This window comes from Arthrobacter sp. 10N44_2 (genome assembly GCF_056394385.1).
This window is the reverse complement of the sequence record NZ_JBFTHT010000011.1, coordinates 17,220-40,692: the sequence shown is the minus strand read 5'-3', so window position 1 is coordinate 40,692 and position 23,473 is coordinate 17,220. Positions and strand designations below refer to the sequence as shown.

Sequence of the window (23,473 nt, the reverse complement as noted above, 5' to 3'; positions counted from 1 at the left end):
GGGTGTTCCTTTCGATCTGTCAGAGATCTAAATGGGGTTCTGGAGGGAGATTGTGGGGACAGCCGGACGTCAGATCAGAAAATCGACCACCCGGTCCGGTCGGACAGGTCAGCGAGAGCCGCCGTGCCTGCCAGGGAATTTCCTTTGGAATCCAGCCGCGGGCTCCAGACGCAGATGGCGCACTGGCCGGGGACAATCGCCAGGATGCCGCCGCCTACACCGCTTTTCCCGGGAAGTCCCACGCGGTAGGCGAACTCGCCGGCTGCGTCATACATGCCGCAGGTCAGCATGATGGAACCGATGCGCTTAGCCTCGCTCCTGGAGATCACCGCGCCTTGTATTCCACGACCATCCTGCGCGAGGAATAGACCCGCCTTGGCTACCTCCGCGCAGGTCATCATGATTGAGCACTGCCGGACGTAGTTCTCGACCACTGCCTCTGCGGGCTGCCGCAGGTTGCCGAATTCCTTCAGGAAGTGGGCGAGGGCCAGGTTGCGGCTGCTGCTGGAGAGTTCACTCTTTGCGGCGATCTCGTCGATGAAAGGGCCCTGTCTTCCATTCTGGTGTCCCACCTGGCCGGTGAGGAAACGCAGGACCTGGGCGGCGGCGTCGGGAGTTCTTTCCATCAGATGGTCGGTTACCACCAGGGCGCCCGAGTTGATGAAGGGGTTCCGTGGGATCCCGTGCTCGACTTCAAGCTGGACCAAAGAGTTGAAGGACGTCCCTGAAGGCTCGCGAAGGACCCTGGACCACAACGAGCCGGAGTCATCGGCGCTGAGCGCCATCGCCAGGGTGAAGACCTTGGAGATGCTCTGGATCGAGAACGGAAGATCGGCGTCGCCGGAACTGAATAGTTCCCCGGACGTCGTGGCAACTGCGATGCCGAAACGGTCGAACGGCGGGGACTGCAGGTGGGGAATGTTTGCGGGGACTGACCCCGCTTCCGTCCGGGGCCGGTGGCCGCGGACAATGTCATCCAGTAATAAGGCAAGCGGCGGCGAATCAAGTGTTGTCATCATTTCTTGCCCACGTGCTCCTTCTGCGTGCCGGACCACTCCTGAACATGCAGCAGCGCGACCAGTGCATGGCGGGGATTGCCGAAGTCCAGGCCGGTGACCCGGCTGACCTTGCCGATCCGGTAGTAGACGGTGTTCTTATGCAGCTGCATCCGCTTCGCGCACTCGGCCACGTCGAGTGACGCGTCGAAGAAGGCACGCAGGGTTACGGCCAGTTCCGCGTCGTCGCGGAGCAGGGCCCAGAGGCTGCGGTGCCGAAAGGCCGCCGTCGTAAAGTTCTCCACGGCGTCGTGGAAGAGGATCTCGGCTTCGAAGTCGTCCACCGTGGCAACCGAAACTTCGCCGGAGCGGCGCATGCAGCCCAGCAGCGCTTCGCATATTCCGGTCACGGAATGGATTGATAGCAGATCGGGAACAGCGGGGCCGACGGCGGCAAAGGGGCTGATGCCGAGGTGCTTGTTGGCGTCCTTGACGATTGCCTCGGCCAGACTCCGCAGACCGGCCCCCGCGTTGGCGGACTGCAGCCCGGGAAGGATCACGGCGGTGTCGCCGTGAAACTGTCCCACGATGGCTGAGGGCTTGTAGGCGGCTGCATGGATTGAAGCGAGGTTGGCCAGCTCGCCGTGTTTGAGTGCGGCGTCGTTCTCCTGGGCTTCGGATGCCGAGAGGCCAATCAGGATCAGGGCCGCGGGGCGGTCCGCAGGGATCTTCTCGCTGTGCGCGCTCGCCGCAGCCTCCGCGGGACCCGAAAGGAGGCGCACGATCCGGTCCTCGCGCATGTGCACGGATTGCTGGTTGCGGTACCGGATCAGCTCGGCGGAGGCCCGCGCGGCCGAGCCCGTGAGCACGTAGTCGACGTCGTCGCCGAAGCCGCCGCCGGTTTCCTGAAGCCAGATGTAACCCATGATGCGGTCACCGGCGAACAGACTGATGGCGACGCGCTCCCGCAGGCCGTCCTGGGGCCGGGCGGGAACCCGGACCGGCAGGCGCGTCCGGTGCAGCTCGCGGTAGGCGCCGAGGTCCTTGAGGAGGAGTTCGTATTTGCGCGGGCCGCGCCGGGCCAGAATCGAGGCCTTGCGTAGTTCGTCAATGGCGTTGGTGACCGTGGAGTAGGCCAGGACCTTGTTGGCGGCGTCCTCGATCACCACGTGGCTGGAGGTCAGGCGGGCCGTGGTCTGGGCGATGGCGAAGAGGTCTTCTTCGAGCAGGGTCAGCACTTCGCGCTGGTAGCTGGGCGGCTGGATTCGGTCCTTGGCGATGGACAGCAACCGGTCCCAGTCTGCCGCCGGGTCCACCAGCAGCAGGCCGGTTCCGGCGGCGCGGAGTAGCTCTTCGGCTTCCGCCAGTTCGTCGGGGCTGCCCTTGACGGCCAGGACCAGGGGCGGGCTTTTCAAGAGGCGCCGCACTGCGGGCAACGCGGAGCGTCCGCGAACGCCGATCAGCAGGACGAACGCAGTCGCGCCGTCGGCGGTCTCGTCGTCGGCGTCGACGATAAGAAAGCGTTCGATCGCCGCGTCCGTGCGGGACGGCCGAAGCATCAGGCTGGCGAAACCGAGGGGGAGATCCGCGAGGATGTCGTCCACTGTAGCTGCGGCCATGGGCTTCTTTCTGACATTGGCACCCTTCCCGGACGGCTTTGTCCGGACACCTCAGCCTATCCAGCAGGCATCGCCGAAAGTATGGAAAAGTTCCTAAATTACGTGGCCCGTTTTAGGTCTGCGGACCAAGGAGAGGTCTGCAGAGCTGCGGGGCCCCATCGATTGCTCCGTAAGTGCCGTAATCACTCGTCAAAAGGGCATCTACGGCGCAACCGGCGGGGTTTGAGGACCGGAAGGAGACCGGTCATCATGGAGTGTTGGTGCGTCATTGTGGAACCCGACGTCCGCCGCACCCGCCGCCACTGGCGCTGACGCCCCTAGGAGAACCCATGGAGACGCCCCCGGACCTGATCGACTTCACCGCAGGCCGCGCCCGGTCGGGAGACCTGGAGGCGGCCTGGATCCACGGCTCGGAATCGGCGAAGCACAATACGGACCCGGACATCCAGGTCCACGCCTACGACGGGCACACGTTCATCCTGCGCCAGAACATGGCGGTCAACTACGAGGCGCCGTTCATGTTCCTGCTGTTCGGCAACGCCAGGGCCGTCCTCATCGATACCGGCGCGACCGCATCCGCGGACTTCTTCCCGCTGCGCCGCGTTGTCGACGGCCTTGTGGAGGCCTGGCTTGCCGCCCATCCCCGCGACGGCTACGGTCTCCTTGTCCTCCACACCCACCCGCATGGCGATCATGTCGCGGGCGATGCCCAGTTCGCGGGCCGTCCCGACACCGTTCTGGTGGACGCGGCCCGTGACAATGCCTGGGGATTTTTCGGATTCACTGCCGCGGGTGCCCCGGACGCCGGCGACCCGGACTCCGGCGACCCGGACGGCGGCGGCGGCGCCGTTCAGCCCGCGCAGGTGGACCTCGGCGGGCGCGTCCTGGCATGCTGGCCCAGTCCGGGGCACCACGACGCGGCCGTGACGTTCTACGATCCCCACACCGGGTTCCTGCTCACCGGTGACACGGTCTATCCCGGCCGGCTCTACATCCAGGACTGGCCAGCGTTTGTGAGCACCATCGACCGGCTGATCGGGTTCTGCGCCACCCACCCCGTCACCCATGTCCTGGGCTGCCACATCGAAATGTCGCAGCAGCCCGGCGTCGACTATCCGATCTTCACCACCTACCAGCCCGACGAACCACCGCTGCAGATGACCGTCGAGCAGCTCCGGCAGATCCGCCGGGCCATCGACGAGGTGGGCGGACGCCCCGGCCGGCATGTGTTTCCCGGGTTCATCCTCTGCCTCGAGGGGGAGTGAGCGGGCGGGAACGCCGGCCTCCAGCCCTCAGCGCCCCCGCAGCGACGCCGCCGCCGGGACGCCGGGCGGGAAATCGGGCAGCGCCCCTGCGGGCGTGTGGAAGATCCATAACGAGAGCGCACGGTAGGTGGCCCAGTCGTCGTCGGCCGCCCGCAGGGACGCGATCTCGGTGCCGTCGGGTTGCCCGGTGGTGCGGATGACCTGCAGCCGGACCGGCGCGGCCTCCGGCAACCGGAGCATGACGGACCCCGAAGCCGGCAGCGTGCCGTGCGGGAAGCGGACTGCTGCTCCGCCGACCGAAATGTCCAGCAGCTCTCCGCCGGTGCCCTCAGCCTCCACCGGCGCGGACACCTCCATCCGGTAGGCGTTGCGGCGGGATGTGGCGAATTCGGCGGCCCGGATCCTGCGCGTTCCGAGCACCAGGACCGCGCCGGCGAGCACCAGCCAGGCACCGGACGCCACCGTGGAACCGGGCGTCGTGCGCCAGGGCACCAGCCCGGCCAACCCGGCCGCCGCGTACAGAATCACCGCGGTGATGAGGACAACCATCACGATCAGGATGCGCGGGGTCCGGCCCCGGAGCCGGAGGTCGGTGGCGCCCTTGGGCGTCACCTGGAACTCCAGGATGTTCCGGGACATGAGCCACCAGAGGCACGCCAGGCCGACCGGGACGCGGAAAATCCGCAGAGCGAAGGCCGTGGGCCAGTGGATTTCGTTGCGCATCAGCTGCTTGGAGCCCTACAGGCGCACGGTGAACATGACCAGGAAGACCCCGGTGAAAAGCAGAGGCCCGGCAGTGGAGGTCTGCGCCCCGGACAGCATGATCACCACCGGAATCAGGAAGGCCACGAGCGTGGCGATGCCCTCCAGCCACCACAGCGTGCCGTTGAGGTACTCGTGGTAATTCCGCCACGACAGCCACCCCTTCGCCGCCCACAGCTTCTCGTGGACGAGGATCTGCATGGCACCCATGCCCCAGCGCCGGCGCTGCAGCAAGTACTGGTCCGGCGTCGCCGGCGCGAGCCCGACGGCGAGCGTCTGGTGGTGGTAGACGGTCCGCCAGCCGCGCCGGATGAGTTTGAGCGTGGTGTGCATGTCCTCGGTGATGGTCTCGGTCGCCACGCCGCCCACCTCCTGCAGGGCGCTCAGACGCAACAACGACGTCGACCCGCACCAGAAGGGTCCGGCGCCGGGTACGTTGCGGGACGCCATGAGAACGTTGAAGAAGGTGCCCTGCTCACCCGTGATGCCGTCGTCGTCGAACGCGCCGCCGTTGTAGAACGACTGCGGACCCTGGATCAGTGCGATCCCGGGGTCTTCGAACCAGCCCAGGGTGGCGCTGAGGAACGTGGGCAGCGGGACGTGGTCGCAGTCCAGGACGGCGATGATGTCGATGCCGGGGCCGCCGGCGGCCTTCTCCGAGGCCATCAGGCCCAGGGCGTGGTTCATGTTGCCGGCCTTGGCGTGGTCGTGGACGGCCCGTCGGACATACCGGGCGCCGTAGGCGACGCACATTTCTTCGACCCAAGGCCGGTCGCCGTCGTCGAGGACCCACGTCTCATGCGCCGGGGCCAGCTCGCAGGCCGCCGCGACCGTGGGCGTCAGAACCTCGATGGGCTCGTTGTACGTGGGGATCAGCACCGCCACCCGCATGCCGTTCGGGGCCTCCGTCACGGGCGCCGGCGGATGGCTGTCGATGTTCCACACGGACCAGGCCTTCAGGATGAGGCCGGCCAGCGGCAAGGCCTCGAAGGTAACCAGGATCCAGGCGATGGCCAGGTTCCATTCCCCCGACGGCATCGTGAACAGGACGCGCCACGTCAGGTAGAGGACCAGGGCGGCGATGGCCGCGATACCGCCGACATGGGCCAGCCTCCGGGACCGGGGTGCTTCCGCTCCGGGAGGTCCGAGCCGGGCGGCCCAGCCGGCAATGCCGGCCCGGGTCAGGGCTGTGGCGTCCAGTGGTACGGGCCGCGGCGCAGCGGATAATCTTCCAGTCGGCAGTCCTTGAGCCGATACGTTCTCGGCGTGCTGCAGATCTTCACGCAGGTTCTCTCGAGGCACGTGATCTCCCTCAGCTAGATCCGGTGCGCAATGTCCGATCAGCGTAGCCGCGGCATGGCACCAGTGACCGGAGCCGCCGGAATCCTTGCGCAAAACTGCGGAGGGCGTGCGCTTCGTCCTACTGCTTTGATCTATTGCTTTGCAACGTGCTCCGCGTCCTCGGGCCCGACGAAATTGCACGAGCCGGGGTGGCGCTTGGGCAACGTGCACGTGCGCCCGGTGGGCAGGTGGACGTTGGCACACCGGCCCGCCATGGCCACGTCTTCGCGGACATGCGTGACGTGCGTGCTGCTCTGATCCTCTGGCGCTTCCTCGCGGCTGGTTTGTAGGGGGCTTCCGGACGCGCTCTGGTTTTGGCTGTTCACGGCTGCAACTCCTCGGGATCTGCTGTGCAGAAAAGATGGGAAGGATGCTTAGTTTTATCCGAAGTCCCCAGCTTCGCACGGGTGAGTTAACGCCGGGTTACGGGAGTGTAAGGATCCCGTCTCGGCGAGGGGGCGGGTTGCCATCGTCGCGGTTCGCCGCCGTGCGGACCTTTTGCCGCCGCCCCGCTGTTCCTCATACTGGAAGGCAGATCCGCGATTCCGACAGGCGAGGACGGTGGTGACTGATGAGCAGCGGGGTCAGTGGTTCCAACAGCGCTTTCCGGCGCCGGGTGGAGCGTGCCGCGGAACTCCGGGCCGTGCGGGCCTCGGGCAGCACGGCGCAGGAGAACGACGAGCTCAACGCCGCCGAGGAGGAACTCCGGCAAAAGCGCGCCAAGATCGACGACGCCGCCAAGGCTGAGTACCTGATCCGGGATGCCATGGCGCAGGGCAAGTTCGACAACCTCAAGTACGCCGGCAAACCCATTCCCGGGCTGGGCGAGGCGTACGACCCCGACTGGTGGGTCAAGGGCCTGATCCAGCGGGAGAACATCTCCGGGCTGGGCCCGAAGGCGATCCTGCTCCGCACCGAGGACGCCGAGCTCGACGCGCGGCTCGATGCCCAGTTCAGCGAAAAGCAGGTCCGCGAGATCGTGGAGGACTTCAATGCCCGGGTCATCGATGCCCGGCGGCAGCTCCAGGGCGGGCCGCCCGTGATCACCAAAACGCGGGACGTCGACGCCGAACTGGACCGCTGGCGGGGTCGCCGGGCTGCCGCGGCCGCCATCGCCCCTCCGGAGCCGGAGCCGAAGCGGCCCTGGTGGCGGCGGCTGTGGAGCGGGGCGGGCCAGGCGCCGCCGAACTAAACGCTCACAGGCTACGGGCGCCGTCGAACTCCTTCGGCTCATTACCCGGGGGCCGGCCCTTCGCAGCTGCCGCAGAGAAAACAACTAGGAGATAACAATGTCTGAACAGGAACCCGTGCTGGTGGTCGGTGCAACGGGATCGCTCGGTGGGCAGGTCGTCGACCGGCTTCTTGACCGGGGCAAGAAGGTGCGGGCGCTTGTCCGCCCGAGCTCGGACGCGGGCAAACTCGAGGCCAAGGGCGTCGAGATAGCCCGCGGCGACATGCTCGACCTCGATTCGCTCGTCGCCGCGATGACCGGCGCCGCCGCTGTGATCACGACGGCGGCCGGGTACACCGGGAAGAACAAGAACGCCCACGAGATCGACACGCGTGGCAACGCCAATCTCGCCATCGCCGCCAGCAAAACCGGGGTGCCGCGCTTCGTGCTCACCAGCATCCTCACGAGTGACCAGACACCCGGTGTGCCGCATTTCTGGCACAAGAAGCTCGCCGAGGACAAGCTCGAAGAACTCAACGTCCCGTTCGTCGCGCTGCGCCCCGGAGCATTTTTCGACCAGATTGCCCGGCTCGGCGGTGACCCGTTCGAGAAGGGCCGCATCATCTGGCTCGGCTCAAAGAGCGTCCCCCTGACGTTCGTTCTGACCAGCGACCTCGCAACCTACCTCGCCGAAGCCGTCGACGCCGACATCGCCGACGGCGAACGCATCGAAATCGGCTGGACGCGCCCCATCAGCATGCGGGAAGGCGCTGAACTGGCGTCGCGGCTGGCGAACAAGAAAATTAGGGTGCTCTCCCTTCCCACCGGACTGCTCCTCAGGATAGGCAAGATTTCGGGAAAGTCCGGCTCGCGCATGAGCGACATGGGAGCCATGGCGGCGTGGTTCGAAACCGGCCGCTACGTGGCCAACACGAGCCGCCAGGCAGAACTCTTCGGCCCCGCGCCAACTCCGGAAGACGCGGTCGCGCGCTTCGCTGCGCGGTTGGGCCACGGACGAGCGCAGTCCTAGTGGGTGCGGCGGTGTCCAGATTAACGGGCGGTCCCGCCGGGTCACACGTGCCGCCGCCACATGCCGGTCAAAGGCCCGTGGCTCCGGGGACGCAATCGGCGTAGCCTGCGCTTAGGCGCGCACTTCGCGCACCCGCGCGTCGGCACGAAACGGGCGATGCCATGAAGAAATACGGCACTGATCATAATCCGCGGCCGGCGGCTTCGGCCGGGTCTGGGCGCCCGGCATCAGACCGTGCACCGCTTCGCCTGGCCGCCACCCTGGCGTTTGCCGGCTTCGCGCTGTCCGTGGTCGCCGGGCTGCTCCATGCCGATACGGCCAGCGCAAATGACCACCCGGCGACGTTCGCGGAGTACGCCCGCAGCGGTATTTGGACGGCGGTCCACCTCGGCCAGTTCGCCGGCATGGCGCTTCTCATCTCCGGGCTGCTGGTCCTGCTGGTGGTCTTGAAAGCACCGGACGGGGCCATGGCCTGGACGGCCCGCTTCGGTGCTGTCGCTGCGGTCGCCGCGCTGGCAGTTTACGCCGCGCTCCAAGCCGTCGACGGCGTTGCCCTCAAGCACGCAGTGGACGCCTGGGTTGCGGCTCCGGAGCCGGAGAAAGCTGCGCGGTTTGCGACGGCCGAGGGTATCCGTTGGCTGGAGTGGGGCATGCGCAGTTACCAGAGCTTTGTGCTGGGCGTGGCCCTGGTCCTGACCGGTGTCGTGGTTGTCGGGGCGCGCCGCGTCTCCCGGCTGATCGGCTACCTTATGGCGCTGTCCGGGCTCGCCTACCTCGCGCAGGGCTGGATCGTCGGCGCCGAAGGCTTCTCTCCGGCCAACTCCATTCCTACACTCGCTGGGATTGTCCTCATCCTCGTGTGGTCCGTGTGGCTGCTGGTCAGTGCATGGTTCGGGAAGGACGCGCCCGCCCGCGACAGGTGACGCGGCTAGCGGACCCCGACGGCGGGAGGTTCGGCCGCCGTCGTCGTCGCGTCCGTCAGAGTTCCGGGACGCAGGGTCCGGAGCCCAGCAAAGCGCATAGGGGAATGACCATCCGGGAGTCGTCCCCTTCAGGGTTTCCCCGGTTCCTGCGGTGGCGTAGCCGCGGGCGGCCGCCCGGATTCGCCGGATAGCTGCGAGCCCGCCGGAAAAGTCCGGCGACTTCGCAGGCGTCCGGCGAAATCGCGCGGCGAGGCGAGCCTCGTGGAGACTGTCGCCTGCATGATCGGGACCCTGCTCAAGGAAGCCCTGCACGAAACCGTGCACACCGCCGGCGTCCCCGAGGAAGCAGCCAAGGCCATGCTGTTCGGACACGTCCAGATCGCCCTGACCAACGCCCTGCGCGGTTCCAACCCGTTCTCCGAGGCGTGCGAAATCGCCATCCAGTACGGCAAGGACACCCATCATCAAGGACGACTGGAAGAAGATCTTCGACGACTCCGAGCTCGACTACGTCATCGCCAAGATGCTCAAGCTCGAGCCCGCCGTCCAGCGCTGACACCTTCCCCCGGTCGAATTCGCCGGAAGGCTGCGAGCCCGCCGGAAAAGTCCGGCGACCTCGCAAGCTTCCGGCGAATTCACGCGCCCGGGCCAGGTCGGGTCAGATGGTGCGGGGAGCCTTGGCCAGGTTCTCTGTGAGCTCGGCCGCGTTCTGCCGGATCACGTAAGCCGGGCGGTCCCGTTCCGTGCGCCAGCTCTCGGCGAGCGGGCCCATGTTGACGGTGTCGAAGCCGAATTCGTCGTAGAGCCTGGTCACCAGCTCAGCCGCCTCCGGGAAATCGCTCGCCGTGGCCAGGGCTCGGCGGTTCGGGGTGCCGGCCGGCGTCCCGTCCGTGGTGATCTGGGAGTACATGATGTGGTTGAAGGCTTTGGCCACCTTCGACTGGGGAAGGTGCTCCTGCAACAGGCCGGACGTGGTGGCCTCGCCGGCATCCAGGGCCGGGATATGCCCGTCGCGTTCCCAGTAGTAGTTGTTGGTGTCGAGGACGATCTTGCCGGCCAGCGGTTCCACGGGGACGTCCGGGAGGCTCCTGAGCGGCACGGTGACGACGGCGAAGTCGCCGGCTGCGGCCGCCTCGGCCGGCGTTGCGGCCCGGGCCCTGGGCCCCAGTTCCGCGACGAGGTCCGCCAGGGTTTCCGGCCCGCGCGAGTTGCTGACCACGACGTCGTAGCCGACCTCCACGGCCTTGCGGGCGATCTGGCCGCCAATGTGTCCTGCACCGATGATTCCGATAGTTGTCATGCCGGAGCAACAGCCGGGCAAGCGAAGATATTTCGCCTGTTAAGGACTGTGTGCGCCGGGGACCGACAGGACACCGGTCGGGGCAGGCGAGTCCAAATCGCCGGAAGCCTCCCCGCTCGCCGGAAAGTTCCGGCGAGCCCGCAGGGTTCCGGCGAATTCGCTCGTAGAGAGGCTAGCGCGTGGGGAGGCTAGGCCGTGGGGCCCGGTTCGTCGTCGGTGTCCGGGCCTTCTGCCGCGTCCTGGGAATGGGCGCGGTCGTCGAAGGGTTCAGCCGTTGCATCACCTTCGGCCGGGGTCTCGCTGTGGTGGCGCTCCGGCGCCTGTGAGTCGTCGCTCATGTCCGCTCCTTAGCTGCTCCTGCGGTGGATTGCTGGCTATTTGAACATCTAGCTCCCGCGGCGAGAGGGCTGTCAAGGGCCCGTTGATCCTGGGGATTCAGACGGGCGTCCGGCCGCCGGGAAGGCTGGAATCCCGTTTGATTACCTTGCGGGGGCGCAGGGCATAGTCGCGGGACCGCTTGCTGGAGAGCGCCAGAAGCAACAGGATGTCCAGGGTCAGGCCGGGGAGATTGGACTTCAGGGTGATGTCCGGGCCGCCGTGGAAAACATCGACGGCCTGGAAGCAGATGGCGGCCGTGCTCAGTGCCATGGCCACCGTCCGGGCCCAGTTTCGGCCGAGGAACACGAACCACGCCAGCAGGATCTCGGCCACGGCAAAGAGCAGGACAACCGCCGTTGCGGCGCTGACGGCCAATTCCGCCTGGGCCTCTGTGACCGCCGGGCCGGCTACGGGCTGCACCAGTGAGCCGACGTGCGCGTCCTTGAAGAGCACCAGGGACAGGGCCAGCAGCGCGGCCGCCGCCGCGCGGGCACCGACGAAGATCGCCCCGACAATCGTGGTCGAAGGACGCCTGGCGCGGCCCTCGCCCGGGGGCGTGTCGCTCCCAAGCGAGCCCGCAGCGGTCGGCTCCGCGACGGTCTGCCTGAGATCGACGATGGGGAGATTGCCGTCGGTGGTGATGGTGTCGCCCCCGCCGTTGCGCGCGTGATAGCCGGTGGAAAAATCACGGATCACCCTGAGCCCGGCCGCGGGATCGGCCCCGGTAATGGCGCCGACCACATGGTCGCGTTCGGCGTCGGTGTTCTCATCGATCTTGTGGGTGATCTGCAGGGTAAACAGGGACAGCCCGACGCTGCGGTCATACGTGCCGGCCGCCAACCAGTCGACGGCCAGCCCGCCCGGCAGCAGCCAGCCGGGCGGGCACCGCCAGAAGCGGACGTGGTGCCGTTTGCCCGGGGTGCCGTCGACTTCCTGCTGGTAGGCAAAATCCTGCTGGCGGCCGAACAGGAACAGCGGACTGACCGGGGCCTCGAGATAGCTGCGGCGCAGGAGGGTGGAGGAGACGATCCGCCGGCTGCTGGCCAGGGTCACGTCATCGGCCCTTGTCCAGCCCGCGGACCGCATCACGCCATGGATCTGCGGTTCCGATCCCAGCAGGGCGATGTTCACGGGATCGCCCAGCAGCCCGTCGCTGGTGCGCGCCCGGCCGATGAAGTAGTCCGGAACGTAGAGCCGGGTCAGGATCCGGTGCAGACGGGGAAGCACCAGATAGGCGAGCAGGGCCCAGAAGATGAAGAGGAACCAGACCTGCGCCCAGCCCCATTCGAAGCTCAACTGCACCAGGAGCGCGGTCAGCCACACAGCCGCAACGCCGCCCACCACGAAGAACACGCTGTCCAGCACGGAGTACGGCACCGCTTCGGCGGGAGCTGTGACCTCAACCGCTGCCTTGGTCATGGCCGCCATACTACGCCCGCTATCGACGGAGGGCTGGCTCGAAAGATGAATCTTCTGGCCCCAAGGTGGAGTGCGGCCGGATGTGACCTGCCTGTGACAGCCGCCGTGGATAGGGTGACAGCATGGAACCACTACTGAAAGTTTTGCGGCATTGGGGCGCCCCCGCGGCGGCCGTTCTCTTCTTCACGCTGTGGTGCGTGGCCGAGGCCGGGCGGATGGGCCCCGGCCTCCACACCTGGGAGGGGACGTGGCCGCTGATCCTCATGACGGCAGCGATTGCCTGCGCCGCCTGGAAGCCCTCCGCGTCGCTTGGATTCACGGCAGGGCTGCTCGCGGGCCAACTGGGGTACGCCATTCCCGCGATGCACGCCAACCACTGGGCCATTTACCTCGGGGCGTTCGTGTCCCTGGCTTTCATCCAATGGACGGCCCGGCGAAGGACACGCTTCATCGCGGCGGCCGCCAACGTGGTGTTCGCCGGCGCCATGGCCTTCCTGATGCTGTCCTGGCGCTACGGCAACGGCGTCGGCTGGTTCCTTCCGCTGTACATGGGCGACCGGTGGACCTTTCAAGCCTACGGCTGGCAACTCTTTTCGCTGCTGCTGGTGATCGCGGCAGCCTGCGCCGCCGTCGGACTTCTGCTGGCGATGTATCAGGAACGCGGCAGCCTGTTCCAGGCCAGGACCATCGCCCAGACCAGCCTCAGGGAAGCCGAGGTGGACCTGATCGTGGAGCAGGAACGGACCCGGATCGGCCGGGACCTGCACGACGTGCTGGCCCACTCACTCGCCGTGATCGCGGCGCAGGCGGATGGCACCCGCTACCTGAGCAAGGACCAGCCGAGGGCAGTGCTAAACGCCCTGGAGAACATTGCGACGTCGGCCCGGAGCGCCCTGGTGGACGCGCAGCGCGTCATCGAGGGGGTGCACGACGACGGCATGGTCACGCCCCAGCCCCGGCTCAGCGACGTCGGGCCCCTAGTGGCGCGCATGCAGGGCAGCCTCGAGATCGAACAGAGCGAGTCCGGCACGCCCGCCGAGCTTTCCGCCGGGCAGCAGCTCGCCGTATTCCGGATCATCCAGGAATGCCTGACCAACGCACTGAAACACGGCGGCCGCGGCACCGCGGTGCGGCTGCACCTGGACTGGAGCGGCCCGGGGCTGACCCTGCATGCGGCGTCCGGGATCCCGGAGACCACAGGCAGGGACAGCCCGGACCCCGCCGCCGAAACGCGGGTGGGCCGCGGCCTCGCCGGGATGCGGGAACGCGCCCACCTCGCTGGAGGCTGGATGACGTCCGGTCCGGATGGCGAGCAGTACCGGGTGACCGTTTTTATCCCCTACGGCACAAGGACGGCCGACGCCGATGCTGCCGCAGCCAGCGCGGAGCCGGACCTGGTTCCCGCGGGAAGCCCTGCAGCGCGCCCGGGAATGCCGCTGGCCGAAGCCGGCGACCGTGGCTGATGCCGGGGCGGCCATTACCGTGGCGATTGTCGATGACCAGGCCCTGTTCCGTGCGGGAATCCGGATGCTGGTGGAGAGCCAGCCGGACATGGCGATGGCCTGGGAAGCCGGCGACGGCGCGCAGGCGGCGGCATTCGCCGTCGAACGGTGCCCCGACGTGATGCTAATGGACCTGCGCATGCCGGTCCTTGACGGCGTCGGCGCCACACGGCGGATCGTGCGGCAGGCGGAGGCCGCAGGCACCGGCGCGCCGAAGATCATCGCCCTGACCACCTTCAACCGGGACCAGGCGGTGGTTGACGCCGTGCACGCCGGGGCCAGCGGCTACCTGCTCAAGAGCGCCGAACCGGAGTTCCTGCTCGCCGCGATCCGGACGGTGTACTCCGGGTACTCCGTGATTGCGCCGGGATCAGTGCAGGATTTGTTCCAGCATGCCGCCCGGACCGTGCCGGCCGGGGGACCGGACCTGTCCGCGCTGGAGGTGCTGTCTGTCCGGGAACGGGACGTCTTCCTGCTCGCGGCCAAGGGGCTGGCCAACGGTGAGATCGCCGGAAGCCTGTTCGTGTCCGAGGCGACGGTCAAGACGCACCTCAGGAGCGTGCTGGGCAAGCTGGGCCTCGGGACCCGGCTCCAACTGGTGGCCTTCGCCTATGAGCGCCGGCTGCTGGGCTGAAACCGGCTGTTGGGCTGAGACGCGGCTGGGCCCTCGGCTGAGACTCGCCGAGGGCCGCTGGCGCGGCGACTTGCGCCGCCGGATTCCTCACCGCCGTAGCGTCAGAAGCTCACCGTCTGGGTCAGGTATCCGTAGTACTGTCCCCCGATTGGGTGGATGGGATCGCCGCCGAAGCCGTAGTCGTGGTGCCGCTTCGAGTACGACTTTGTCAGGTCCAGGTACTGCTCCATGACGTGCTCGGCTGAGCCCGTGCAGGCCTTCTGGCTGATACAGAGGGCCACGGACCCTGCCACGGCCGGGCTGGCGAAGCTGGTGCCGTTGCTTACGTTGTAGCCTCCGGGCCAGGTGGAGAGCATGCACACGCCGGGTCCGGCGACCGTGTGGGCCTTGTCGTCACTCGTGGTGGCGAAGTTGGAGAAGAATGCAGGCTGGTCATCCTTTTGCCCGTACTTCGAAAAGTCGTCAGGGCCGCAGATCGGGGCGGCATCCCCGCCGGACTTTCCGTCGAAATCGCCCATGGCGGTGGCGGTCAGTACTTGGTCGTACGTGGCCGGCACTGTGTTGGCGAAGTCCTCACCGGCGTTGCCGGCCGCGACGGCATAGGTGACACCGGCCCGGACCGAGCGGCAGATGGCGTAGTGCATTGGGTCCGTGCCCTTGCCGCAGTTGGGCGTGTCCGCGGCGCCGCCGGCGATGCTGATGTTGGCCACGGCGATGTCGTTGCTGTCGTCATGGTCCTTGCGCGTCGAGGTCACCCAGTCAATCGCGCAGATCAGGCTCTGCTCGGAGATCAGGCCGTTGTCGTCAACCACCCGGACAGACCACAGCGGAGTGCCCGGGGCGGTCCCGATGACGCCCAGGCGGTTGTTCCGGGCGCCGATCACGCCCGCAACGAATGTCCCGTGCCCCAGGACGTCAACGGGGGTCACATCGACGGGCGAGCCGGACTGGCAGTCGACGCCGCCCTTGACGTTCAGGTCCGGGTGGGTCGCATCGATGCCGCTGTCGATCACCGCTACGTTGACGTTGATCCGGCTTGGCCCCCGGTCGAGGGCCTTCCGGACGTCTGAGCTGGTTCCGGCGATCCGCTTGCGCCAAAACGGCGTCTCCTGGGTGGCCGCGGTTCCAAGATCCCGCGGTTGCTGGAAGGTCCGGCCTGCCGTGACGAAGTCGACGTTGGGGTCGGCCTTGACGCGTTGCGCCTGGGCCGCCGTCAGGGTGGCAGAGTAGCCGTTCACAGCGTTGCGGTAGACCTTCGATGCCGTGAATCCGTAGGCGCTTTGCTGGGCGGCCGCCGCCGCTCCGGCGTCCACGACGCCGTCCTTGAGCACCACGATGTAGTTTTGTGCCGGGTTGGCGGCGTTCGAAGGAGCGGACGCCACCAGGCCGCCGCCCGCCGCCAGGGCAAAGGCCGCCAGCGAGGCCAGCCCGCGCCCGAACCAAAATGTGTCCGGTCTGGGAAGGGAGCTGCGCCGGTGTCTGCGCGGGGTCCGCGCCACCGATGTTAGCTTCGGTTTTGATGCCTTGCGGCTGGCTTGGCTGAACATCGTGGCCTCCCATTAAGCGAGTTCGCTAATTCGAGTGCCCCCCGCCCATATCTTAAGCCTCCGACCGCGTCTTACACCCGGGCCCTTTGGAAAAACTTGAGCCGGCCCCAGCGGCCGGCTCAGACGAGGCTGTCTTCCTTTGCGCGCGCGGAGGCATTTTCCGGTGCCCGGCCGGCCGCGTGGCCGGCCGCGTGGGCGGACGTCGCGGCGTGGGAAGGCGTCGCGGCGTGGGCCGCGCCGGTGTGGTGGCCGAACGGGTTGAACCGGCTGAAACCGAGCTCGGCAAAGGCATACGCGGTCTCGGCGTGTTCGGACCGGTCGACTCCGGCGAGTTCGTCCTCGCGGCTGACCCGGAAACCCAGCGTCTTGTGGATGGCGAGTCCGATCACCGCGGTCCCGAGGCCGGACACGGCCACCGTGATGAGGACGGCCACGGCCTGCGCGATGACCTGGTGGAGCCCGCCGCCGTAGAACAGCCCGCCGCCGGCACCGTCCACCGGGAGCGCAATGAAACCGAGGGCGAGCGTGCCGATCAGGCCGCCGCCGAGGTGGACGCCGACGACGTCGAGCGAGTCATCGAAGCCAAACTTGAATTTCAGGTCCACGAACACGGCGCAGGCCGCACCGGCCACGAAGCCAAGGCCCAGCGCGGCGAGCGGGCTGATGTTGGCGCACGACGGCGTGATCGCCACCAGGCCGGCGACGGCGCCGGACGCCGCGCCCAAGGAGGTGTGGTGGCCGTGGCGGACCTTCTCGGTCACCAGCCAGCTGATCATGGCTGCGGCAGGGGCGGCCAGGGTGTTCACCCAGATCAGGCCGGCCTGCTCCACTGTGGTGGCGGCGCCGGCGTTGAAGCCGAACCAGCCGAACCACAGGATGCCCGCGCCGAGCATAATGAAGGGGATGTTGTGGGGGCGGTGGCCGGGGTCCTTGCCGAAGCCGTGCCGGTTGCCCAGGATCAGGACCAGGACCAGCGCCGCGGTTCCGGACGCGATTTCCACTACGGTGCCGCCGGCGAAGTCGATGACCTGGCCGAAGACGGCACTTACGGCGCCGCCGGCACTCATGAGGCCTCCGCCCCAGACCATGAAGGCCAGGGGGCAGTACACGAGGGTGATCCAGACGGGGACGAAGAGGGCCCAGGAGGTGAACTTCGCGCGGTCCGCGATGGCGCCGCTGATGAGGGCCACGGTGAGGATGGCAAAAGTGGCGCTGTAGCCGGCCTTGATCAGGTCCGGCGAACCGATGAGGCTGCTCAGGCCGAAGCTCGCGAACGGGTTGCCGAACACGCCGAGGACACCTTGCCCGGTGCTCATGGAGTAGCCCCAGAGGACCCACACCACGCCGACGATCCCCACCGAGACGAAGCTCATCATCATCATGTTGAGCGAGGCCTTGGCCCGGGTCATCCCGCCGTAAAACAGGCCCAGGGCCGGGGTCATCAGCAGAACCATCGCTGCCGACACAATCATCCAGACGCTTCCAGCAGTGAGCTCCACCGGCGGGTCCCTTCTCGTCAGTCTTCCGTACCGGGACACGTCGCCGCCGGCCCCCGATCCGGATTTAATCCTCGCGGAGCCATGTTTCCGGCAGTGAGGCGAAAAGTTGCGGGCACGTTACGGGAATCGCGACGGCGTGAAGTTCGCGTGACCGGCATGTTTCAGGAATGTAAACGCGGCCTCATATGCCCGCCGGTTTTGATGCTGCCGGGTGGGCCAGGAATGAATTCAAATGATTGAATGTTCAATAAATATGGACTTTGGTATCTTCACTTTCGGCGAGCTCACCCGCGATAGCAGCACCGGCATCGCGCTGTCCCCGCAGCAGCGGCTAAAAGAGATCGTCGAACTCGCCAAGCTGGCCGATCAGGCGGGCCTCGGATTCCTGGGGTTGGGGGAGCATCATCGGCGCGACTTCGCCCTCTCGGCCCCGGAAGTCGTCCTGGCAGCGATCGCCCGGGAAACATCCAATCTCCGGCTGGGCACGGCCGTGACGGTGCTCTCCACCCAGGACCCCGTGCGGCTCTTTGAACAGTTCGCCACTCTGGACCTGATCTCCGACGGCCGGGCCGAGATCATTGCGGGCCGCGGCGCGTTCGTGGAGTCGTATTCATTGTTCGGCCACAGGCTCGACGACTACGACGCCCTGTTTGATGAGAAGCTGCGCCTGCTGCTGGAACTGCGGGACAACGCCCGGGACAACTCCACAGTGCAGTGGGCCGGAAGACTGACTCAGAGCATCCCGGACATGGACATCGCCCCGCGCCCGGTGCAGGCGAAGCTGCCAGTCTGGGTGGGCGTCGGTGGCACCCCGGCGAGTTTTTCCCGGGCGGGCAGGCTCGGGCTTCCTCTTTTCATCGCCCTGCTGTCAGGGCCGGCCCGTTTCCGCCGCCTTGTTGAGCTCTACCGCGAGAGCGCTGCCGAGGCCGGCCACGATGCCGGCGCGCTGCCGGTGGGGGCTGGCGGTCACTTCTACGCGGCGCCGACGTCACAGCAGGCGCGCGACACGTTCTACCCCTACTACCGGGCCTACTTCGAACAAAACATGCCGCGACCCGTAGACCACTTCCCCCGATCCACCTTCGATTCCTGGACCGAGCCCGGCGGCGGGTTGCTGGTGGGGAGCCCGCAGCAGATCACCGAGAAGCTCCTGGAGATCCACCAGACTCTGGGGAACTCGCGATACCTGGCCCAGATCGGACTGGGCGGCCTACCCTTTGCCGAGACGGCCCGGTCGATTGAACTGCTGGCCACGGAGATCATGCCCGCCGTCAACAGGGACGTCTCGGCCGCCCTGGTAAGCAGCCGGACCGGCAAGCAACCAGTCTGACAATCAGCCCGCCGGCTGGCCCACTACAGCGATTCAGTTTTGGTCCAGCGGAATCTCCAGGCAGCGGCCGGAGGCGTTCCAGTAGCCCAGCGTGCCCAGCTGACCGCTCAGCCGCTGCATCCGGGCGGCAATGCCGGGTGCCGATCCGCGGGCCAGGCGCGCCTGGAATCCGGCGATGATGGTCGGATGCAGCCGAAGCGTTCGGGGTGCGCCGGCGTCGGTGTCGAGCATGAACACGAAAGACTGGTCATTGCGCTCGACCGGGTCCACAGCGTAGTCGTCAATGAAGTCCCCGGCACTGTAGATGATGGGACGGTTCCGGTGGATGCCGACGCCGCGAAATATGTGCGGCGAGTGGCCGAACACGACGTCGGCCCCGGCCTCGATGAGGTCCCGGGCAAGGTCCTGGTGCCCGGCCGGAACGTCGTAGCCCCAGTTGCCGCCCCAATGGGCTGACACGATGAGGACCTGGACGCGGGCCTTGGTCCTGGCGACCAGTTCCAAGAGTCCGTCCAATCGTGTCCCGCGGCGCCGGCCGGCGTCATCGATTGGGATATCCTCCACCGGGACGTAGTAGACCCCGGGAGCCGCGGTGCCCGCCTCCCAGCCGGGCTCGTTGTCCGTGAAGGCAATGAATCCGACGGCGATGGCGCCCACGCGCCACACGGCCGGGCGGCGGGCGGCCTCCAGGTCGGGGCCGGCCCCGGCATGGAGGATGCCGCCGCCGTCCAGCGCCGGCAGCATCTCCACGAACGCGTCCTGGCCGAAATCCAGGACGTGGTTGTTGGCCAGCGAGACGACGTCGATCCCGGCCGCGAGGGGGCTGGCCACATTCTTCGGGTCCGAGCGGAAATGGAAGATCTTGCCGGGTTCGGGCTCGCCGCCGGCCGCCAGGACACACTCGAGGTTGGCGACGCGGACGTCCGCCTGCTCCAGGACCGCCAGCGTGTCGCCCCAGGGATAGGCAGGCCTGGCCGCTGCCAGGTGCCGGTTCACCAGCCGGCCCAGCATGACGTCTCCCAGCAGCGCGATCAGCATGGACTGCCTGCCTGCCTGTCACGTCAGGGCCCGGGGGCTAGCTTTGGTAGCCTTCGACCTCGCTGACCGGCCGCACTTCCGCCTCGTCGGGGTTCTCGCCATAGTCTTTTTTCGCGCGCCGCTGGCGGAGCAGGTCCCAGCACTGATCCAGTTGTTCTTCCACCTGCTGCAGCCGGAGGATGTCCGGGCCTCCGGTCCCGCCAGACTGGGTTGAGCCTTCGCGGAGGCCGTGTTCCTCCTCCACCAGGGCCTTGATGCGCTCCAGGATGTCTTGATTGTCCATGGTGTCCTCTTTTCGTCCGACGGCGGCAGGCAGTCTTCTCTTCGCAGGGTCCACTTCCAGCAGGTCCCCTTCCAGCCTACGGAGGGCACGGTGCGGTGAACAGGGGCGCCGGATGCCGGGGCCGGACGGCGCTGGCCGGCGCCTGCGGCCTAGCCCAGGAGCTCGTCCGGGTAGCACCAGCGCCAGTCCTCGCCGGGCTCGACGCTGCGCATGACGGGGTGGCCGCTGAGCTGGAAGTGTTTGTACGCGTGGGTTCCCGGCGAGGAATCGCAGCAGGCCACGTTGCCGCACTGCAGGCACATCCGCAGATGCACCGTCGTCGTCCCCTCCCGTTCGCACGCCTCGCAGAAGGGACCAGTCGGGACGGTGAGATCGGGGGCGGACTCCAGGTGCGGACAAACGCCGCGGGGCCGGGCGATTCCCTCGCCGCCGCTGCCGCCGTCCGCGTCCGGTTCCTCCAGTGCGGCGTCCAGCATGGACTCTTCGACGTCGAGGCGGTCAAGGACGTTGACCAGGACCTCGTGCGCGTATCCGCCGCCGCGCCGCAGCTCGAGGACCTTGGTGCGCTCGGCGTCCAGCATCGCCAGCCGGAGTTGGGCGTACCGCTGGCTGGGGGTGGCGGCTTCGGCGGACGGCCGGCCCAGCCGCTCCCATGCGGCCAGCCCGCGCTCCTGGGTGCGCCGTTTGAGCATCGCCACGACTTCGGGGGGATCGGCGTCCGAACGCAGTTCCTGGAGCCGCTGCACGCCAGCCGCCGTCGCCATCTGCATCAGCGACGCCTCGTTGAGCGCGTCCTCGCGCGGGTCCGGTCCCTTCACGCGCAGCAACCGGACCAGCGCCGGGAGCGTGAAACCCTGCAGGGTCAGCGTGCCGGCCACCACCACGAGGGCCATCAGGATCAGGACCGACCGGTGCTCCAGCTCCGCCGGCAGGACCAGGACGGCGGCAAGCGTCACCACGCCGCGCATGCCGGCCCAGGAGACGATCGCCGGAAATTGCCAGGGCGGCGCGGGATCCTTGCGCCGGACCGCGGGAATGAGCCGCGGCAGGTACGTTGCGGGGAAGACCCAGACCGGGCGCAGGACCAGCACGGCCAGCAGCACGGCGGCACAGCCGAACCAGATCCGTTCCGGCCCCAGCGAGTCATCCCGGACGCCCTCGATGATGGTCCGGACCTGCAGCCCGATCAGCAGGAAAACGGAATTCTCCAGCAGGAACTGGACCGTGTGCCAATTGCTGCGCTGGCTCAGCCGGGCCGCCCCGTTTGGCATGGACGGCGCCTTGGTCCCCATGATCAGCCCGGTGACGACGACGGCCAGGACGCCGGAGGCGTGGATCGCTTCCGCCGGGAGGTAGGCGACAAGCGGGGCGATCAGGGAAGTGGAAGTGTTGATGGCCACGTTGCGGATCCGCTTGCGGAGCGCCGTGAGCACGAAGGCCGCGGCAACGCCCACCGCCACGCCCCCGCCAACCGCCAGGACGAAGCCGCCGGCAATCTCCGCGGCGGAGACAACTCCGGCGATCGCGGCGATGGCAGCACGCAGGCAGACCAGCGCCGTGGCGTCGTTGACCAGCGATTCGCCCTCCAGGATGGTGACAACCCGGCGGGGCATGCCCACCTTTCGCGCAATCGCCGTCGCCGCCACGGCGTCAGGGGGCGCGACGACGGCGCCCAGGGCCATGGCGGCCGCCAGCGGGATCTCGGGAAACAGCCAGGCGACCACCAGCCCGACGCTGACGGTGCCGAAAATGACGTAGCCGACCGACAACAGGCCGATGGAGCGGCGGTTGGAACGGAAATCGAACAGCGAGGTCTGCAGCGCCGCCGCATAGAGCAGCGGCGGCAACAGCCCGACCAGAACGATTTCGGGGTTCAGCTCGATGGTCGGAACGAACGGCAGGAACGAGCACACCACGCCGGCCAGCACCAGCAGCAGGGGGACGGAGATGTTGATCCTTTGGCCCAGTGCGCTGCAGGCACAGACGATGGCGACGAGGGCCAGCAGCCCGAAAGCGACTTCCATGGGCCCATTCTCTCAGCTTCCCGTCCGGTGCCGGCGGGTCCCTGCAATGCATCATCAGCTTGCTTACGACTTGGCGGCTTTCTAGAGTTAAGACTGCAAACCAAGTGGGACACTGCGCTGGTGCCGGCACTGAACGAATATTGCCCGGCCCGCGCCCGGCACGAGGAGGACACATGTCAGAGCACAATCTTTCCGGCAAGAAGGTCGCGTTCCTGCTGACTGACGGTGTGGAGCAAGTGGAGCTGACCAGCCCGTGGGATGCCGTCAAGGAAGCCGGCGGTGTGCCAACCCTGGTCTCGCCCAAGACCGGAGAGCTGCAGGGCTATGACGGCACCGAAAAGGGGCAGCGGTTCGCCGTCGACCTCGCCGTGGGGCGGGCCGACGCCGCTGATTTCCACGCCCTGGTCATCCCCGGCGGCGTGGTCAACGCCGATCACCTCAGAGTCGACAAGGAGGCCCAGGCGTTCACGCGTGCCTTCTTCGAGCAGCACAAGCCCGTCGCCGCCATCTGCCACGGGCCGTGGCTGCTCATCGACGCCGGCGTGGTCAGCGGCAGGAACCTGACCTCCTACCACACGCTGCAGACGGACCTGAAGAATGCCGGCGCGATCTGGACTGACGAGGAGGTCGTGGTGGACCAGGGCCTGGTGACCAGCCGCAGCCCACGTGACCTTCCGGCCTTCAACGCCAAACTCCTTGAGGAAATCGCCGAAGGCGAGCACGCAGGCCAGACGCCGTAGCCGCACTCCCGCCGCAGCGTCCGACGGCGGCACCGGCCGCCGTCGGACGCCCTCGGCCGGCCGTTCACCTGGTTAGTCGCGGGCTGCCCGGTTCCGCGGCCGGACACCTACCCACGCTGTTGGTTTTGCGGCAGGATATGCCCTGTACCGTGCACCGTCGTCGTTGCCGCCCGGCCGGCGCCCCCAACAGCAAGGAGTTTCGGACATGACTACGCTCAATCCCTACCTCGGCTTCCGCGACAACGCGAAAGACGCCATGACCTTCTACCAGTCGGTGTTCGGCGGGGAACTGACCATGAGTACCTTCGCCGAATACCACGCCAGCGAAGACCCGGCGGAGCAGGAGAAAATCATGCATGCCCAGCTCAGGACGGACGCCGGCATGGTGCTGATGGGCGCGGACACGCCCAACAGCATGGACTACACCGCGGGCAACAACTTTTCCGTGTCCCTGAGCGGATCCAACGAAGCTGAGCTCCGCGGCTACTTCGACAAGCTGGCCGATGGCGGCACAGTCGCCATGCCGCTGGAGAAGGCACCCTGGGGCGACGTCTTCGGCATGTGCAAGGACCGGTTTGGTGTGGACTGGCTGGTAAACGTAGGCTCCGAGCCCGCCTAAAACGGGCCCTCGGCCGCGCCGGCAGTAAGGGCTATCCTGAATGCAGCCAGGACA

General features: G+C 67.5%; 22 protein-coding genes and 1 pseudogene. 10 read left to right on the top strand and 13 right to left on the bottom strand.

The annotated features are described in order from the left end of the window. Window positions 1-74: 74 nt before the first annotated feature. The gene (locus AC1DBX_RS12925) at window positions 75-1,019 is read right to left on the bottom strand and encodes a glutaminase (protein WP_476931913.1); all 945 of its coding nucleotides are present in this window, start codon (window positions 1,017-1,019) and stop codon (window positions 75-77) included. After that, window positions 1,016-2,614 (bottom strand): PucR family transcriptional regulator, encoded by a 1,599-nt coding sequence (locus AC1DBX_RS12920; RefSeq protein ID WP_476931912.1) that lies wholly within the window; start codon window positions 2,612-2,614, stop codon window positions 1,016-1,018. The genes AC1DBX_RS12925 and AC1DBX_RS12920 overlap by 4 nt, the downstream gene beginning before the upstream one ends. Before the next feature lie 329 nt (window positions 2,615-2,943). On the opposite strand from AC1DBX_RS12920, the gene AC1DBX_RS12915 reads away from it, so the two are divergent. Then, the gene (locus AC1DBX_RS12915; RefSeq protein WP_476931911.1) at window positions 2,944-3,879 is read left to right on the top strand and encodes an MBL fold metallo-hydrolase; all 936 of its coding nucleotides are present in this window, start codon (window positions 2,944-2,946) and stop codon (window positions 3,877-3,879) included. Window positions 3,880-3,906: 27 nt separating this feature from the next. On the opposite strand, the gene AC1DBX_RS12910 is transcribed toward AC1DBX_RS12915, so the two are convergent. The 3 genes from AC1DBX_RS12910 to AC1DBX_RS12900 form a co-directional block, all read right to left on the bottom strand. Next, on the bottom strand, window positions 3,907-4,602 hold the full coding sequence (locus AC1DBX_RS12910; RefSeq protein WP_476931910.1) for a PilZ domain-containing protein: 696 nt from the start codon (window positions 4,600-4,602) through the stop codon (window positions 3,907-3,909). A 15-nt stretch (window positions 4,603-4,617) separates the two neighbouring features. Then, on the bottom strand, window positions 4,618-5,943 hold the full coding sequence (locus tag AC1DBX_RS12905; protein WP_476931909.1) for a glycosyltransferase family 2 protein: 1,326 nt from the start codon (window positions 5,941-5,943) through the stop codon (window positions 4,618-4,620). Between the two features lie 131 nt (window positions 5,944-6,074). Next, window positions 6,075-6,308: a hypothetical protein gene (locus AC1DBX_RS12900; protein WP_028276090.1), complete on the bottom strand. Its 234-nt coding sequence runs from the start codon at window positions 6,306-6,308 to the stop codon at window positions 6,075-6,077. Between the two features lie 245 nt (window positions 6,309-6,553). Here AC1DBX_RS12900 and AC1DBX_RS12895 point away from each other — a divergent pair, with 245 nt between their 5' ends. The 4 genes and pseudogenes from AC1DBX_RS12895 to AC1DBX_RS12880 all read left to right on the top strand — a co-directional run. Next, the gene (locus tag AC1DBX_RS12895; protein ID WP_476871376.1) at window positions 6,554-7,174 is read left to right on the top strand and encodes a DnaJ family domain-containing protein; all 621 of its coding nucleotides are present in this window, start codon (window positions 6,554-6,556) and stop codon (window positions 7,172-7,174) included. A 97-nt stretch (window positions 7,175-7,271) separates the two neighbouring features. Further along, complete coding sequence (locus tag AC1DBX_RS12890) at window positions 7,272-8,183, top strand: SDR family oxidoreductase (RefSeq protein WP_476859912.1); 912 nt, start codon at window positions 7,272-7,274, stop codon at window positions 8,181-8,183. 161 nt (window positions 8,184-8,344) lie between these two features. Beyond that, on the top strand, window positions 8,345-9,106 hold the full coding sequence (locus AC1DBX_RS12885) for a DUF4386 family protein (RefSeq protein WP_476931908.1): 762 nt from the start codon (window positions 8,345-8,347) through the stop codon (window positions 9,104-9,106). 249 nt (window positions 9,107-9,355) lie between these two features. Beyond that, window positions 9,356-9,662, top strand: a pseudogene (locus AC1DBX_RS12880) (phosphogluconate dehydrogenase C-terminal domain-containing protein); the annotation flags it as partial. Between the two features lie 102 nt (window positions 9,663-9,764). Here AC1DBX_RS12880 and AC1DBX_RS12875 read toward each other — a convergent pair. The 3 genes from AC1DBX_RS12875 to AC1DBX_RS12865 form a co-directional block, all read right to left on the bottom strand. Then, entirely contained in the window at window positions 9,765-10,406 is a 642-nt protein-coding gene (locus AC1DBX_RS12875) for an NADPH-dependent F420 reductase (RefSeq protein ID WP_476931907.1), read from the bottom strand. 188 nt (window positions 10,407-10,594) lie between these two features. Next, the gene (locus tag AC1DBX_RS12870; protein ID WP_164468554.1) at window positions 10,595-10,744 is read right to left on the bottom strand and encodes a hypothetical protein; all 150 of its coding nucleotides are present in this window, start codon (window positions 10,742-10,744) and stop codon (window positions 10,595-10,597) included. A gap of 97 nt (window positions 10,745-10,841) precedes the next feature. After that, the gene (locus AC1DBX_RS12865) at window positions 10,842-12,203 is read right to left on the bottom strand and encodes an LssY C-terminal domain-containing protein (protein ID WP_476931906.1); all 1,362 of its coding nucleotides are present in this window, start codon (window positions 12,201-12,203) and stop codon (window positions 10,842-10,844) included. A 122-nt stretch (window positions 12,204-12,325) separates the two neighbouring features. Here AC1DBX_RS12865 and AC1DBX_RS12860 point away from each other — a divergent pair, with 122 nt between their 5' ends. Beyond that, entirely contained in the window at window positions 12,326-13,666 is a 1,341-nt protein-coding gene (locus tag AC1DBX_RS12860; protein WP_476931905.1) for a sensor histidine kinase, read from the top strand. Beyond that, a complete protein-coding gene (locus AC1DBX_RS12855; protein WP_476851746.1) occupies window positions 13,659-14,339 on the top strand; it encodes a response regulator in 681 nt (226 codons plus the stop codon). The genes AC1DBX_RS12860 and AC1DBX_RS12855 overlap by 8 nt, the downstream gene beginning before the upstream one ends. A 101-nt stretch (window positions 14,340-14,440) precedes the next feature. Here the strand turns inward: AC1DBX_RS12855 and AC1DBX_RS12850 are convergent, their stop codons facing one another. Together AC1DBX_RS12850 and AC1DBX_RS12845 are read right to left on the bottom strand one after the other, a co-directional pair. After that, window positions 14,441-15,886 (bottom strand): S8 family peptidase, encoded by a 1,446-nt coding sequence (locus AC1DBX_RS12850; protein ID WP_476931904.1) that lies wholly within the window; start codon window positions 15,884-15,886, stop codon window positions 14,441-14,443. Between the two features lie 119 nt (window positions 15,887-16,005). After that, complete coding sequence (locus AC1DBX_RS12845; RefSeq protein ID WP_476931903.1) at window positions 16,006-17,385, bottom strand: ammonium transporter; 1,380 nt, start codon at window positions 17,383-17,385, stop codon at window positions 16,006-16,008. 253 nt (window positions 17,386-17,638) lie between these two features. Between AC1DBX_RS12845 and AC1DBX_RS12840 the strand changes: the two genes are divergently transcribed. After that, entirely contained in the window at window positions 17,639-18,715 is a 1,077-nt protein-coding gene (locus tag AC1DBX_RS12840; protein ID WP_476931902.1) for an LLM class flavin-dependent oxidoreductase, read from the top strand. Window positions 18,716-18,748: 33 nt separating this feature from the next. On the opposite strand, the gene AC1DBX_RS12835 is transcribed toward AC1DBX_RS12840, so the two are convergent. The 3 genes from AC1DBX_RS12835 to AC1DBX_RS12825 all read right to left on the bottom strand — a co-directional run bounded on the left by AC1DBX_RS12835 (window position 18,749) and on the right by AC1DBX_RS12825 (window position 22,060). Next, window positions 18,749-19,753: a CapA family protein gene (locus AC1DBX_RS12835; RefSeq protein WP_476931901.1), complete on the bottom strand. Its 1,005-nt coding sequence runs from the start codon at window positions 19,751-19,753 to the stop codon at window positions 18,749-18,751. A gap of 37 nt (window positions 19,754-19,790) precedes the next feature. After that, on the bottom strand, window positions 19,791-20,036 hold the full coding sequence (locus AC1DBX_RS12830) for a DUF2630 family protein (protein ID WP_223913561.1): 246 nt from the start codon (window positions 20,034-20,036) through the stop codon (window positions 19,791-19,793). Between the two features lie 149 nt (window positions 20,037-20,185). Beyond that, on the bottom strand, window positions 20,186-22,060 hold the full coding sequence (locus AC1DBX_RS12825; protein ID WP_476931900.1) for a Na+/H+ antiporter: 1,875 nt from the start codon (window positions 22,058-22,060) through the stop codon (window positions 20,186-20,188). 173 nt (window positions 22,061-22,233) lie between these two features. Here AC1DBX_RS12825 and AC1DBX_RS12820 point away from each other — a divergent pair, with 173 nt between their 5' ends. Next, window positions 22,234-22,800, top strand: coding sequence for a type 1 glutamine amidotransferase domain-containing protein (locus AC1DBX_RS12820; protein WP_476931899.1), 567 nt, complete (start codon window positions 22,234-22,236; stop codon window positions 22,798-22,800). A 205-nt stretch (window positions 22,801-23,005) separates the two neighbouring features. After that, window positions 23,006-23,419 carry a VOC family protein gene (locus AC1DBX_RS12815; protein WP_028276112.1) on the top strand — a complete coding sequence of 138 codons (414 nt, stop codon included), beginning with the start codon at window positions 23,006-23,008 and terminating at the stop codon, window positions 23,417-23,419. Window positions 23,420-23,473: the final 54 nt, after the last annotated feature.